Origin of the sequence: Brevundimonas sp. (assembly GCF_041648615.1) — a bacterium.
In the GTDB taxonomy this organism is placed as follows: domain Bacteria; phylum Pseudomonadota; class Alphaproteobacteria; order Caulobacterales; family Caulobacteraceae; genus Brevundimonas.
Map to the genome: position 1 here is coordinate 40,841 of NZ_JBAZOS010000005.1, position 13,735 is coordinate 54,575.

At 68.1% G+C, this 13,735-nt stretch carries 10 protein-coding genes; 3 read left to right on the top strand and 7 right to left on the bottom strand.

The genetic code is table 11. The features are described 5' to 3' along the window. Positions 1–13 precede the first annotated feature (13 nt). The gene (locus WC555_RS03950; RefSeq protein WP_373251318.1) at positions 14–1,975 is read left to right on the top strand and encodes a glycoside hydrolase family 3 protein; all 1,962 of its coding nucleotides are present in this window, start codon (positions 14–16) and stop codon (positions 1,973–1,975) included. Between the two features lie 15 nt (positions 1,976–1,990). After that, positions 1,991–3,493: a tryptophan halogenase family protein gene (locus tag WC555_RS03955; protein WP_373251321.1), complete on the top strand. Its 1,503-nt coding sequence runs from the start codon at positions 1,991–1,993 to the stop codon at positions 3,491–3,493. A gap of 54 nt (positions 3,494–3,547) precedes the next feature. On the opposite strand, the gene ppsA is transcribed toward WC555_RS03955, so the two are convergent. The 5 genes from ppsA to WC555_RS03980 all read right to left on the bottom strand — a co-directional run bounded on the left by ppsA (position 3,548) and on the right by WC555_RS03980 (position 9,457). Next, entirely contained in the window at positions 3,548–6,028 is a 2,481-nt protein-coding gene (gene ppsA, locus WC555_RS03960) for a phosphoenolpyruvate synthase (RefSeq protein ID WP_373251323.1), read from the bottom strand. Positions 6,029–6,121: 93 nt separating this feature from the next. After that, the gene (locus WC555_RS03965) at positions 6,122–6,778 is read right to left on the bottom strand and encodes a phosphoribosyltransferase (protein ID WP_373251325.1); all 657 of its coding nucleotides are present in this window, start codon (positions 6,776–6,778) and stop codon (positions 6,122–6,124) included. Between the two features lie 46 nt (positions 6,779–6,824). Continuing rightward, positions 6,825–7,289 (bottom strand): Hsp20/alpha crystallin family protein, encoded by a 465-nt coding sequence (locus WC555_RS03970; RefSeq protein ID WP_373251328.1) that lies wholly within the window; start codon positions 7,287–7,289, stop codon positions 6,825–6,827. Between the two features lie 220 nt (positions 7,290–7,509). Beyond that, entirely contained in the window at positions 7,510–8,103 is a 594-nt protein-coding gene (locus tag WC555_RS03975; RefSeq protein ID WP_373251329.1) for a hypothetical protein, read from the bottom strand. A 43-nt stretch (positions 8,104–8,146) separates the two neighbouring features. Next, on the bottom strand, positions 8,147–9,457 hold the full coding sequence (locus WC555_RS03980) for an erythromycin esterase family protein (protein ID WP_373251332.1): 1,311 nt from the start codon (positions 9,455–9,457) through the stop codon (positions 8,147–8,149). A gap of 139 nt (positions 9,458–9,596) precedes the next feature. Here WC555_RS03980 and WC555_RS03985 point away from each other — a divergent pair, with 139 nt between their 5' ends. Then, on the top strand, positions 9,597–10,232 hold the full coding sequence (locus WC555_RS03985; protein ID WP_373251334.1) for a dienelactone hydrolase family protein: 636 nt from the start codon (positions 9,597–9,599) through the stop codon (positions 10,230–10,232). Positions 10,233–10,533: 301 nt separating this feature from the next. On the opposite strand, the gene WC555_RS03990 is transcribed toward WC555_RS03985, so the two are convergent. Beyond that, a complete protein-coding gene (locus WC555_RS03990; RefSeq protein WP_373251335.1) occupies positions 10,534–12,552 on the bottom strand; it encodes an ATP-binding protein in 2,019 nt (672 codons plus the stop codon). Positions 12,553–12,723: 171 nt separating this feature from the next. Next, positions 12,724–13,620 carry a BLUF domain-containing protein gene (locus WC555_RS03995; RefSeq protein WP_373251445.1) on the bottom strand — a complete coding sequence of 299 codons (897 nt, stop codon included), beginning with the start codon at positions 13,618–13,620 and terminating at the stop codon, positions 12,724–12,726. Between the last annotated feature and the right edge of the window lie 115 nt (positions 13,621–13,735).

Here is a 13,735-nt window from a genome sequence, read left to right on the forward strand (position 1 = left end):
AACGAGTAGACGCATGATCCCCTTCCGACTGAAGCTCTGCGCCTCGCTGCTGGTGCTGGCCGCTTGCGCGCCAATGCCCGCGAGCCAGGCCGTTTCGCCCACCGTGGCGGAATGGCCGGCGCTTCGGTCGCCCACGGCGCCGGACGCCGCGATGGAACGGCGCATCGCCGCCATCGTCGCGGGCATGACGCTGGAGCAGAAGATCGGGCAGATGACCCAGCCCGACGTGCGCTACATCACGCCGGACGAGGTGCGTCAGTACTACATCGGCTCGGTGCTCAACGGCGGCGGCGCCTGGCCGTCGATGAACAAGCGCGCGACGGTCGGCGACTGGACCGCCCTGGCCGACCGCTTCGCCCGGGCCGCCCTGTCGACCGACATGCCGGTGCGGATTCCGCTGCTGTGGGGCACGGACGCCATACACGGGCACAACAATGTCTCCGGCGCGACGATCTTCCCGCACAACATAGGCCTCGGCGCCGCCAACGATCCGGCGCTGATCGAGCGCATCGGCCGGGCCACCGCTCAGCAGGTTCGCGCCACCGGCATCACCTGGGCTTTCGCCCCGACGCTGGCGATCGGCCAGAACCGCCGGTGGGGCCGCACCTATGAAAGCTGGTCCAGCGATCCGGCCCTGGTCGCCCGCTACGCCACGGCCATGGTGCACGGTCTCCAGGGGGACATCTCCGGAGAGGGCGACGTCCTGGCCACGGCCAAACACTATCTGGGCGACGGCGGCACCTTCGACGGCGTGGATCAGGGCGAGAACCGCGACACCCGTGAGCAGCTGATCCAGCAGGAGGCCGTCGGCTACTACGCCGCCCTGAACGCGGGCGTTCAGACCGTGATGGTGTCCTACAGCAGCTGGAACGACGTCTCGGCGGGGCGCGATTATGGCAAGATGCACGGCAATCGCGAACTGATCACCGACGTGCTGAAGCACCGCCTCGGCTTCGACGGGCTGGTCGTGTCCGACTGGAACGGCATCGAACAGGTGCCAGGTTGCGCCAGGGACCGCTGCGCCCAGGCCATCAACGCCGGCATGGACATCATCATGGTGCCGGAGGACTGGCGCGCCTTCATCGCCAACACCCTCGCCGACGTCCGCGAGGGCCGCATCGCGGAGTCACGCATCGATGACGCCGTGACCCGGATCCTGCGCGTGAAGATGCGTTCGGGTCTGTTTGATCACCCCGCGTCGGCCAGTGTCTTCACCGGCCGCGTCGCCGCCCTCGACGCCAGCGCCCTGGCCCGCGAGGCGGTGCGCAAGTCCGTCGTCCTGCTCAAGAATGACAACCACGCCCTGCCGCTTGCCCGCGGCCGCAGGATTCTGGTCGTGGGAGCCAGCGCCGACAGCCTGTCCAACCAGACCGGCGGCTGGTCGCTGACCTGGCAGGGCACCGAGAACACCAACGCCGACTTCGCCACAGGCTCGACCCTTCTGGGCGCCTTGCGGCAGGCGTTGGGCGAGGCCAATGTGACCTGGTCCGCCGACGGGTCCGGCGTGAACGTCGCGGACTTCGACACCGTCGTGGCCGTGCTGGGCGAGACGCCGTATGCCGAGTTCAATGGCGACGTACGCTTCCCGAAGCCGGTGCAGCACAGCGCGCTGTATCCCGCCGATCTCGCTGTCCTGCAGGCCGTGTCAGGCAAGGGCGTGCCGGTCGTATCGGTGCTCTATTCGGGCCGGCCCGCCTACGCCAACGACCTGATCAACCTGTCCGACGCCTTTGTCGCCGCCTTCCTGCCGGGCACTGAAGGAGCCGGGCTGGCCGACGTCCTGACGGGCGGGCGCCATGACTTCTCCGGCCGCCTGTCGTTCGCCTGGCCCGGCTCGGCCTGCAGCACCGGCGAAGGTCCGGGGGACATCGTCCAGTTCGCGCGAGGCTATGGCCTCAGCTACGCCGCCGGCCGCCGGGTCGGCCAACTGCCCTTGCCTGCCACGCCCGCCGCCTGCGAAATGTCCGCCCCGTAGCGCGGATCCGAAACCATGCAGCAGCTCAAGCGGATTCTGATCGTCGGCGGCGGCACGGCGGGCTGGATGACGGCCGCCCTGATCTCGAAGCTGTTCAAGGGCCTGTACGAGATCACCCTGATCGAGTCCGAGGCTATCGGCATCATCGGCGTCGGCGAGGCGACGATCCCGGCGATCAAGAAATACAATGAACTGCTGGGCCTCGACGAAAATTCGTTCATGCAACGGACCCAGGGCAGTTTCAAACTGGGCATCCAGTTCGTCGACTGGTGGAAGCAGGGCGCCAGCTATATTCACGGGTTCGGCGTCATCGGACGCGATCTTGAATGGCTGCGCTGCCACCAGTACTGGCTCAAGCTGAACGCCCGGGGCGAAGCCTCGGACTTCGCCAACTACTCGATCAACACCGCGGCCGCGCTCGAGAACAAATTCATGCGGGCCGATCCAAAGATGATGGACTCGCCGCTGGGCCACATCGCCCACGCCTTCCACTTCGACGCCGCCCTGTACTCGAAATATCTGCGCGGCCTCGCGGAGGCGTCAGGCGTGCGCCGGCGCGAGGGCAAGGTCGCCGATGTGACGCTGCGCGGCGATGACGGTTTCGTCCAGTCCGTGACCATGGGCGATGGCGAAGTGATCGAAGCCGACCTGTTCATCGACTGCTCGGGCTTTCGCGGCCTGATCATCGAACAGGCGATGAAGACCGGCTATGAGGACTGGACGCACTGGTTGCCGTGCGATCGCGCCATGGCCGTTCCCTGCGCCCGCGTCGAGCCGTTCACCCCCTACACCCGCTCGACGGCCCGTCCCGCCGGCTGGCAGTGGCGCATCCCGCTTCAGCACCGGACAGGCAACGGCCACGTCTATTCCAGCCAGTATATGGAGGACGACGAGGCGGAACGGATCCTGCTGTCCAACCTGGACGGAGAGCCGCTGGCTGAGCCCAACCGGCTACGTTTCGTCACGGGCAAGCGCAAGCAGATCTGGAACAGGAACTGCGTCGCCATCGGCCTGGCCAGCGGTTTCCTCGAGCCGCTGGAATCGACCAGCATCCATCTGATCCAGTCGGCCATCATCCGGCTGGTGCGCCTGCTGCCGGACGCGGGATTCGATCCGGCCACGATCGCCGAGTTCAACCGCCAGAGCGACTTCGAATACGAGCGCATCCGCGACTTCATCATCCTGCACTACAAGGCCACCGAACGGGACGATACGCCCTTCTGGCGCTACTGCCGCGACATGGAAATTCCGGACACGCTGCAGCGCAAGATCGACCTGTTCCGGGCCAACGGCCGCATCTTCCGGGAGGACGAGGAGTTGTTCGCCGAGGAGAGCTGGATCCAGGTCTTCCTGGGCCAGGGCGTCATCCCGCGCGCCTGGGACCCGCTGGTCGACATCAAGTCCGCCGCCGAGCTGCGTTCCTTCCTGGACGGCGTGGAAGACGTCATCCGGAAATGCGTGGCGGTCATGCCCTCCCACGCCGCCTATATCGCGCGGACCTGCCCCGCCGCCCCATAGGCAGCAGCACGGGAGACAGCGCCGATCCCCTGGCGGTTGCGTTGTCCCGGCCCGTCAGGGGCGCGGCGCCATGGCCGGCGAGACCCTCGCCTCGCCCTCGGCGCGGCTTACCGTCTCCACGGTCCGGGGAAAGCTCGCGGGGTTGACGCTGATCGAGTCAATCCCGGCGCGAACGAGCATCGCCGCCACCTCGGGATAGGAGGCGGGCGCCTCGCCGCAGATGCCCACCGGCCGACCGTTGCGGCGGGCCCCGGCCACGGCCTGGCGGAGCATGTCGAGGACGCCGGGATCCCGCTCGTCGAAATCGAAGGCGACGTCTCCGGAGTCCCGATCGACGCCCAGAACCAGCTGGGTGAGGTCGTTTGATCCGATGGAGAAGCCGTCGAACAGCGCCGCGAAGGCGTCGATCTGGATGACGTTGTTCGGAATTTCGCACATCACATAGACTTCCAGGCCGTCCCGCCCCTGCTTGAGACCATGGGCGGCCAGTGCGTCCAGAACCCGCCGCCCCTCCTCGACCCGGCGGCAGAAGGGCACCATGACCTTCAGGTTGGTCAGTCCCATCGTCTGACGGACGCGCAGAAGCGCCTCACATTCCAGGGCGAAGCCGTCGGCATAGAGCGGATGGGCGTAGCGCGCGGCGCCGCGGAACCCCAGCATGGGATTCTCCTCCACCGGCTCGAAGCCGCGGCCGCCCAGAAGCGCGGCGTATTCGTTGGTCTTGAAGTCCGAAAGCCGGATGATCACCGGCCGCGGATAGAAGGCCGCGGCGATTGTGCCGACGCCTTCGGCGAGCATGCGGACGAACCAGGTTCGCGGCGACGGATCCGCGCTGGCCAGCCGGGCGATGGCGCTTCGGACGCTGGCTGAAGCGACCCTGTCCGGGTGAGCGGCGGCCATCGGATGGACGCCGATCTGCTCGCCGATGATGAACTCCATCCGCGCCAGTCCGACGCCGGCGGCGGGAAGGGCGGCGCTCCGGAAGGCGAGGTCGGGCTGGGCCAGGTTGAGCATGACGGCGGTGCGTGTCTTCGGAAGATCGCTCAGTCGCAGCCGCTCCACGGTCCATGGCAGCCGGCCCGCGTGCACGACCCCCTCCTCGCCCTCGGCGCAGTCGACCGTCACCGGCTGCCCGGCCTCGAGCCGCGCCGTCGCATCGCCGGTCCCCACCACGGCCGGAATGCCCAGTTCCCGCGCCACGATGGCGGCATGGCAGGTGCGCCCGCCCCTGTCCGTCACGATGGCCGCGGCCGCCCGCATCGCCGGAAGCCAGTCCGGACTCGTCGTCGCGGCGACCAGAACCTCGCCCGGCTGGAACGCCTCCAGATCCGCCGGACCGTCGATCCGCCGCACGAGTCCGGCGGCGACGCCCTCTCCCACGGCCTTGCCCGACGTGAGCACCGCCGCCCCGCGGGCCTCAAGACGGCGGACTTCGTACACGCCGGCCTGTCGCCGGGCCGCGACGGTCTCGGGCCGGGCCTGAAGGATGTAGAGGCGACCGTCGCGGTCGTCGCGAGCCCACTCGATGTCCATCGGCGTCGGCCGACCGGCGTGGGCGGAATAGTGGTCCTCAATGGCGATGGCGGTCCCGGCAAGCGCCAGCACGTCGTCATCGGCGATGCAGTACCGGCCCCGGTCGCGCGTCGGGACGGAGCGCTCCCGCAGGACCGTCGGGTCAGCCCGACGGCGCGGGCGGACGAGTCGCACCTGCTTGGCGCCCAGTGATCGCCGGAGGACGGCGCGGAAGCCCTGGCGATAGGTGGGTTTGTGGACATAGAATTCATCCGGGTCCACGCGCCCCTGCACGATGGCCTCCCCCAGGCCGTAGGCGGCCGTGACGAAGACGACGTCCGTGAAGGCTGTCTCGGTGTCGATGGTGAAGGCCACGCCGCTGGCGCCGGCGTCCGCGTCCACCATCCCCACCACCGCCACCGACAGGGCGACCTTGAGATGATCGAAGCCGTTCTGGATCCGGTAGACGACGGCGCGGTCGGTGAAGAGGGAGGCGAAGCACCGGCGGCAGGCTTCGATCAATCGCTCCTCGCCCGTGACGTGCAGAAAGCTGTCGTGCTGTCCGGCAAAACTCGCGTCCGGCAGATCTTCGGCCGTCGCCGAGCTGCGCACCGCCACCCGCAGCGAGGGCGCGGACCGCGCCTTCAGCGCCCGGTAGCCCTGTCGGATGGCGCGCTTGAGCGGGGGCCAGTCCGTCGCCGCATAGACGATCGACCGGGCTTCGGCGGCCCGGGCCGAAAGCCGGCTGACATCCGTCCCATCCACGCCCTCGAGCAACGACGCCAGCCGCGGCCAGGCGCCCGCCGCGGTCAGGGCGTCCCGATAGGCGGCCGCGGTCACGGCGAAGCCGTCGGGGGTGCCGACGGCCTGACCGCGCAGCAATCGCCGCAGTTCGCCCAGAGACGCCGTCTTGCCGCCCACGCGGGCGACATCCTCCAGACCGAGGCCGTCCAATCCGAGGACATACGATTCCCTCGGCGCCGCCGGGCCGATCGACGTCGCAGGATGTGCCGCTTCTGACATGCTCGACTCCGGGGACCACACGGCCCGAGAGTGGCCGGATCCGTTCACACCGCCTTGATCAGGATCATCCAGCGGTCAGGGATCCCGCAAACCTCAGGCCCGCGAGGCGTCCAGGCAGGCGATCACCTCGGCGTCGCTGACCTGGTGGAAGTCCCCGTAATAGGCGCCGACCGACCGGAATTGCTCGGGCTCGATCAGACAGACAAACGCGTCCACCGCGTCGCCGAGCGCCTGGGCCAGCGCCCGCGGGGCGACCGGCGCCGCCAGTATGATCCGGCGCGCGCCCTGGGCCTGAAGGCCGGCGATGGCCGCCCGCGCGGTCGCGCCGGTGGCCAGGCCGTCATCAACGATGATCGCCGTATGCCCGGCCGGATCGACCCGGGCGCGACCCGCCAGATACAGGCGACGGCGCCGGTCGATCTCGGCCAGGGCCGTCCGCCGTTCCGCCTCCAGATAGCCCCAGTCCGCCCCGCTCGCCGCCATCACGTCCTCGTTGATGATCGTCCGGGGGTGGCCGCCGTCGATCACCGCCGCGAGCGCCACCTCGGGGTTCCGCGGGGCTCCGATCTTTCGCACCAGGGCGAGATCAAGCGGGGCGTTCAGCGCACGCGCGACCTCCAGCCCCACCGGCGCGCCGCCCCTGGGCAGGGCATAGACGACGGGGTCGGCGACCCCGCGATCCGCCAGGATCTCGCCGAGGCGTCGTCCGGCCTCGGCCCGGTCGGAAAAGACGGGAAGCGGGATGGTCACGGTTTCGGTCCCCTGTGCGCGGTCGGTGGATTTCCACGTCGTTCTCTCAGCCGGCCTTGACCGGGATGGCGACCTTGCCGGCGGAGGTGTCCTTGGCGCGGGGAGCCTTGATCTGCAGAACACCGTCCTTCATCGAAGCGGATAGCTGGCCGGCGTCGAAGCCGGCAGGGAGGCGGACGGACCGGCTGAAGGAGCCGAAGCGGCGTTCGACCAGGTGATACCCCTGCTTCCGCTCTTCGTTTTCCGACTTCTTGTCGCCACTGACGGTCAGAACATCGCCGTCCAGTTCGACCCGGACATCCTTTTCCGTCAGGCCCGGCGTCTCAACCGTCAACTCCATCCCCGCATCGTCAGCGATCAGATCCATACGAGGCGTGGGAGCGAAGAAATCGGGGAGATCGACATTGCCGAACTCCGCCCTGATCCGATCGATCTCGCGTTGCAGAGGCGCGAAGAAAGTCGTCGCACGGGTCGGCGTCGTGGCAGGTGATTTGGCGTCATGCGCGGTCATGGTCATCTCCTTCAAGGGTAAAGCCGCTCGTGCAGAGCCTGCGTCTTTCTGCGAATGACGCCTTGATCTGGCTCAATCCCGAAGGCGGCGCGACCCGACGTCGCCTCGGCCGGTCGCGCGTCGTGGAGTCCAGCGAGCGGCGCAGCCTGCCCCGCCCTCCGGGGAGGGCGAAGGCAGGCTCGCAAGGCCACGACGAACCCGGGCTAGGGCCGCGCCAGCCTCACGTCGGCGTGGGCCTGAGGTCGATGGCCGCCCGGGCCAGCCGCTCATAGAGCCTGCGACGACGGGTCAGCGGCCACCAGTCGTACAGAAAAATCTCGATCGGCCGCCAGTTGGCCACCCAGCCGAGGATGATCAGGCCTTCGCCGAAAAACCGGCCGACGTACCCGTCTCCGACCCGGCCGCTGACCTCCGCCCCGAGGACGACGCACAGGGCAAGCACCATCAGACCGATGGCGAGCGAGGCGCGGCCGACGCGGAACAGCTCCTTCAGCTCCCATCCGGCGACCTCGGCCCGATAGGCGAAATAGTTGCGTATCGCGTCCGCGATATGCCCGGCCTCCTCGCGTTCCGCCTCATCCGCGGGCAGGTGGACCAGGACATGGATCGGCCTCGCCCCGCCCTGTTCGCGCGCCCAGGCGACAACATATTCCTCGACCGCCGCGTCCAGGTCCCGCTCGCGGAACGGCAGCGGATCCAGGGACTGGAACAGCTGGCCGATCTCCCGGATCTTGAGTTCGATCGGGCGGTCGCCTGCGGTGGCGGGCGCGCCCTGATCCGCCTCGATCCGTCTCGGTTCCTGACCCGCGGCCATGCCTTCCTTCCCTCTCTCGCCGCCTCTGGCCCCGAACGCGGCGTCAGAGCCCGAATGGATAGGTGTCCGGCGCCCCCTCCGGGGCCGCTCCGGGCGAGGGCGTCACCGCTCCGGTTTGCTCGAACCAGACCCAGGCGTCGAACTGCGACCCGAGCCGGGCCTCGAAATAGTGGCTGCGCAGCTCCGTCTCGGGACGATAGATCACGCCGATGGCCCGTTCCAGCCGCGGGATGTCCAGGGCGGCGGCGAGTGCGGGATCGTCGCGCCACCGGGTCAGGGACCGCGCCCGGCCCGCCTGGAGGAAGACCTGCTCCCAGCTGTCGGGCCGCGACGGCAGGACGGTCTTGAAGCGGACGTCGCCGCCCCAGTCGTCGGCGGCCGCCACCCGCCCGCGGTCAGTGCCGAACCCGATCGAGACGCAGGCGGGACCGAAGGCCCTGCGGCACAGCTGGCCGAGATTGTATTCGCCGCCCGCGCCCATGGCCGTCGCGGAGGCGTCGCCGAGATGCGAGTTGTGGGCCCAGACAACGGCGCGAGCGTTCGGCCCGCGCGCCTGCAGCAGCCGCTGGAGCGTGCCGAACATGTGGCTGTCGCGCAGATTCCAGCTCTCCGTGGAGCCGCGATACATGGCGCGGTAGTAGGCTTCCGCCGCCGCCACCACCCGGGCGCTCTGTTCGGCGTCGAAATAGTCGTCGCCGTCCCGCGCGCTGTAGCTCAGTCGATGCGCCAGCAGGCTGACGAGCTGATCGACCACCTCGTCCTCACAATCCGCGGTTCCCATGCGCGCGGCTGCTCCGTAGCGCTGCGGCTCGTCCAGATAGGGCGTCAGGCACCCGTATCGACGTCGGGCCGATCCGGCCGCCTCGGGATCGACCCGGTCCAGATAGGCCAGGACGTCGGCTTGCGACTGCGACAGGCTGTAGACGTCGAGCCCGCGCAGTTCGGCGCGGTCCTCCGCCGGCCGCGTCAGATTCCACGCCCTGAGATCGCGAACGAAGGTCGAGAACTCGGCGTTGCGCCACATCCAGCGCGGAAAATTCGGGAAACTGGCCTTCTGGCCCCAGACGCCCCGGTTTCGGGCGAAGCGATCCAGTTCGGCGGCATCGGGCCAGTCGGCCTCCAGGGCCACGATCCGGAACCCGTGCCGGTCGATCAGACGCCGGGTGATCGCCGCCCGGGCCTCGTAGAATTCGGCCGTGCCGTGCGTGCCCTCGCCGAGCAGAACCACCGTCGCGTCCGCGAAGACGTCGAAGGCCGCGGCGAAGGCCTCGTCGCCGATCGCGGCCAGCGGCTCGGAACGGCGGCGCACCAGGGCCGCCAGATCCAGGGTCTGCGAACGATCGGCGAAGGTCATCGCCCAGGCTCCATCCTGATCCGTCCCGATGCCGCGGACTGTTGAAGCTGGCTGTTCCGCCTCCCGACCGCCTTGACGTGGGTCAAGGCGCCGATGGGACATCGGTCCACGCTCTCACGGTCCCAGGGTCAGCCACGCCATGACGAACACCTCCGACTTCGTCTCTGTCGCCATTCCGCCGGTCGGCCTGGCGGGCGAGTTGCGTCTGATCGAACCGCCCCGGGGCGTCGTCATCTTCGCGCACGGCAGCGGCTCGAGCCGGCTGAGCCCGCGCAACCGTCAGGTGGCCCAGGCTCTGACCGACGCCGGCATGGCCACCCTCCTGTTCGACCTGCTCACCGAAGCCGAGGCGGCGGACAGGGCCAATGTGTTCGACATCGACCTGCTGGCCCGGCGGCTGGTCGACGCCATCGACTGGGTCGCGAACCAGCCGGCTCTCGCGGACCTGCCGATCGGACTGTTCGGCGCCAGCACCGGGGCGGCCGCGGCCCTGAAGGCGGCGGCGGCGCGACCGCGGGCGGTGACGGCCGTGGTGTCGCGCGGCGGGCGGCCCGACCTCGCCGGCGGGGCCTTGCCCCGGGTTACGGCCCCGACCCTGCTGATCGTCGGCGGGAATGACGAACCCGTGCTCGGCTGGAATCGCGACGCCGCGGAGCGAATCTGCGGCCCTGTCCGGGTGACGGTCATCCCCGGTGCGACTCACTTGTTCGAGGAGCCGGGCGCCATGGAAGAGGTTACGGCCCTGGCGACGGACTGGTTCACGGAGCGCCTCTGATCGCGCTCAGGCGCGCGTCTCTCTCACACCGGGCTGTGTGGGCCCACCTGGCCCCGCTGTCGTCCGACACAGCCACCTTGGCCGACCGGGCTCGCGCGATCAAACCCTGCGCCACACGTTCCGAAGCGAAAGCGGAGAATCTGCCGACCGTGCGGGGGTATCGCCGGGCAGCCTTGGCCGAATGGAAATCGCTCGCTGCCCAGCCTTGGCGCCCGGCCCAGTTTGCGCCCTGCCAGGCTGAGTCGGCGTTGGACTGCAGCACCGCCACAGGCCGCCGCCGATTGTCCTTTCCTTCAAATAGTCACGCCAGTTGCGTTGGTCGGGAGGCGAGCTGAGCGATCTTCTGGATCAACGCCACGGCGCTGATCGGCTTGGTCAGGAACCCGTCGGAGCCGGCTTCGAAGGCCATGGCCTGAAAATGGGGGAGCGCGTTGGCGGTCAGCATGCAGATCGGCACGGGCGGCAGGCCGGCTTCGCCTTCCCTCCCCCGTATGCGCCTGACCGCTTCGAGGCCGTCCATGACGGGCATCTGCATATCCATCAGAATGAGGTCGAACGATCCGGCCGCCGCCTCGGCGACCGCGAGATGTCCGTTCTCCACGGATCGCACCTCGATACCCATCGGCTCCAGGATGAGCTCCACCACGCGCCGGTTCACCGGATGATCCTCGGCCAGGAGGACGCGAAGGGGCTGCCCTGACCACTCGGGCGGCGCGACATCTTCGACCGACTCGAGCATGGCCGGCGCCAGCGTGACTTCGAAGGTGAAGGTTGAGCCCCGACCGGCGACCGACCTGGCCTCGATCGTTCCGCCCATGAGTTCGACCAGGTTCCTGCAGATCGACAGGCCAAGACCGGTGCCGCCGAAGCGGCGCGTGATCGAACTGTCCGATTGCTCGAAGGGCTGAAAGAGCCGCGCTCCGGTCGCCTCGTCAAAGCCGATGCCGGTGTCGTGGACAGAAAACCTCACCCGGTGCCCGCCGACGCCGCAATCCGTCTCCACGGCCAGGGTTACCCCGCCGGTCTCTGTGAACTTGACTGCGTTGCTGAGCAGATTGTTGAGAATCTGCCGTAGCCGCTTGCCGTCGCCCGCCAGGATCAGCGCCGCCGAATCGGGCAGGTCCAGAGTGAATGACAGACCCTTGCTCTCCGCGCTGGCGGCGAAGAGGGCCGCGATACTCCTGACCATGACGCCGAGATCAAACGGCTCGTTCTGGATATCCATCCGGCCCGCCTCGATCCGGGCGAGATCGAGAATGTCCGTCAGCAGAGCTTCGAGCGCGCTCGCCGAGGTCACGATAAGGTCCACCATCTCCTTCTGGCGAGGATCGTCGGCGGCGCTCGCCAGGGCTTCGGCCACCCCGAGAATGCCGTTGAGCGGCGTCCGGAGTTCGTGACTCATATTGGCGAGAAAGACCGACTTCGCCCGGCTGGCCTGCTCGGCGCGGTCCCGGGCCTCGACCAGGCAGGCTTCGCTTTCGTATCGCTCGGTCAGATCCCGCACGATAGTCGTGAAGAGGGTCTCCCCGCCGGCCACGATCCGGGCGAGAGAAGCCTCGATCGGAATCTCCACACCGTCCTTCCGCAGGCCCAGAATGGGCCTGCGTTGAGCCATCTGCAGGCTGTCGCAAGAGCCCGCGGCGAACCGGGCGACGTGCCGTCCATGATCGCCCCGGAAGCGCTCCGGCATGAGTCGCTCGATAGGACCCCCGACGATCTCGTGAGCGGCGTAGCCGAACACGGCCTCGGCCCCCGCGCTGAAAATGACGACCCGTCCCTCTTCGTTCGCCACGACGATTGCCTCCGGCGAGATGCGGAACATACCGGAAAGCATATCGCGATTGCGCGTGGCGGATCGCTCGATGGCCCGCGAGTGGGTGACGTCCTGGACAATCCCTCGCATGCGCATCGGAACGCCGGCCTGATCGCGCTCGACCTCGCCGTACTCGTGGACGAAGCGGATTTCACCGTCCGGCCGAAGGATCCGATGGTCGAGCGCATAGTCCGCGCCCTCGTCGAGGGCCAGCCTGACAGCCTCCTCGACCCGCGCACGATCTTCAGGGTGAACGTATTCCAGAAAGGCCGAATAGCTGGCCCCGAAGGCATCGATCGGCAGGCCGAACAGGTTGAATATCTCGTCGGACCAGAGCAGTTCGCCGGTGTGGATATTCCATTCCCAGCTGCCCATCTGCGCCAGGGCCTGGGCCCTTTTCAGCCGCCAGAGGAGCTCTTCCGGTCCGACCGAAAGGGCGGAGCCGCCGCCTGCGGATATGGGATGAATCGCGTGGGGGACCAGCTTCTCAGAATCAGATCCATCCACCTTGATACCCGCGCACGATTGTTCCCGTCCCTCACGCGTGAAGCGATTTGCGAGTCCTGCAAACCGCCGTCGGCGCCGGAAGCGGGCCCTCATCCGGGCGTGGCCCACGCCTTGCAACCAGGAGGCGCATGAGAACCCCGTCAGGGGCGCCGTTTTGCACCCAAGGTCCAATCAGGGCCGAAATGCGGCGGATTGTCGCATCTTGTCAGCGGCGGCCTCCGCCTCGCCGGAACCAGCGGCGGCGCTGGCGCAGACCCGATCAAGACAGATGCCGGCCAGCGGGCAGGGACAACGCGAATGCAGATCCTTTCGGGGGGACGCCTCCCTGAGATCCCGCATCACGCTGAGCAATCCCAGCGCCGAAGCCGGGGACAGACCTTCGGGATGAAAGCCGTCTTTCAGCGCCGGTTCGTCGTCGACCATCACGGCGTCAGATTGAAACAACCCGCAGCAGACGCTCCAGTCCGGGAAACGCCGCCGGGGCGCCGGCTGGTCGCTGATGATCGACAGGGAGGTATGGCGGCGGTCACACGAAATCGTCCCGTACACCTGCCTGACGCTGTCCTTGGGTCCCTCGAGGACGCTGAGGAACCGCCCACCGTGGGCGAACAGGATTCCCGTGACGTCCATGGTCGCCTTGCGCTGGGCCCCGACAACCTGAATTTGCTCGAGCAGTTCGTGGAGCGGGAGGGGGGCCTCCGGATTGGCGGTGCTGTAGTAGATCAGGCGATGGCAGCCGACCTCCTCGGAACGCCGATCCGTCTTCCAGACCGTCCCGGACGGTCGCACAGTTCCCACCGCCGGCCGCGACGCCGTTTCAGGCGCAAGGCAAACGCCCATTCCGCCGTCCTGGCGATTGTCGAACGCCACGCCCATGCCCGAAAACACTTCGACGAGCGCCCGGAGCGTCCGGCTGTTGGCGTCGACGGGTCCCCGGATACGCTCAAGGCGCTTGATCGTTTCCAGGCTCAGGCCACAGCGTTTGGCCAAATCCGACTGATCGATTCGGGCGAGCGCCCGGCCCGCCCTGATCTGCTCGCCCGAAAGCGCCGACAAACTGGAATGCATCAACCTCGGATCCGAATCATAATTACACTTCAAGTACAATTTTATCTTCTGGATGACGTAATATTACAAACAGCCAGACTACTTGCGGGGTATTCGCATTATTTCGATTTACGCT

Bases quoted from the DNA above. Each gene is read 5' to 3' on its own strand.
- WC555_RS03995 (WP_373251445.1), bottom strand. From the start codon at position 13,620: ATGCATTCCAGTTTGTCGGCGCTTTCGGGCGAGCAGATCAGGGCGGGC.
- WC555_RS03980 (WP_373251332.1), bottom strand. From the start codon at position 9,457: ATGACCTTCGCCGATCGTTCGCAGACCCTGGATCTGGCGGCCCTGGTG.
- WC555_RS03975 (WP_373251329.1), bottom strand. From the start codon at position 8,103: ATGGCCGCGGGTCAGGAACCGAGACGGATCGAGGCGGATCAGGGCGCG.
- WC555_RS03985 (WP_373251334.1), top strand. From the start codon at position 9,597: ATGACGAACACCTCCGACTTCGTCTCTGTCGCCATTCCGCCGGTCGGC.
- WC555_RS03950 (WP_373251318.1), top strand. From the start codon at position 14: ATGATCCCCTTCCGACTGAAGCTCTGCGCCTCGCTGCTGGTGCTGGCC.
- WC555_RS03955 (WP_373251321.1), top strand. From the start codon at position 1,991: ATGCAGCAGCTCAAGCGGATTCTGATCGTCGGCGGCGGCACGGCGGGC.
- WC555_RS03970 (WP_373251328.1), bottom strand. From the start codon at position 7,289: ATGACCGCGCATGACGCCAAATCACCTGCCACGACGCCGACCCGTGCG.
- ppsA (WP_373251323.1), bottom strand. From the start codon at position 6,028: ATGTCAGAAGCGGCACATCCTGCGACGTCGATCGGCCCGGCGGCGCCG.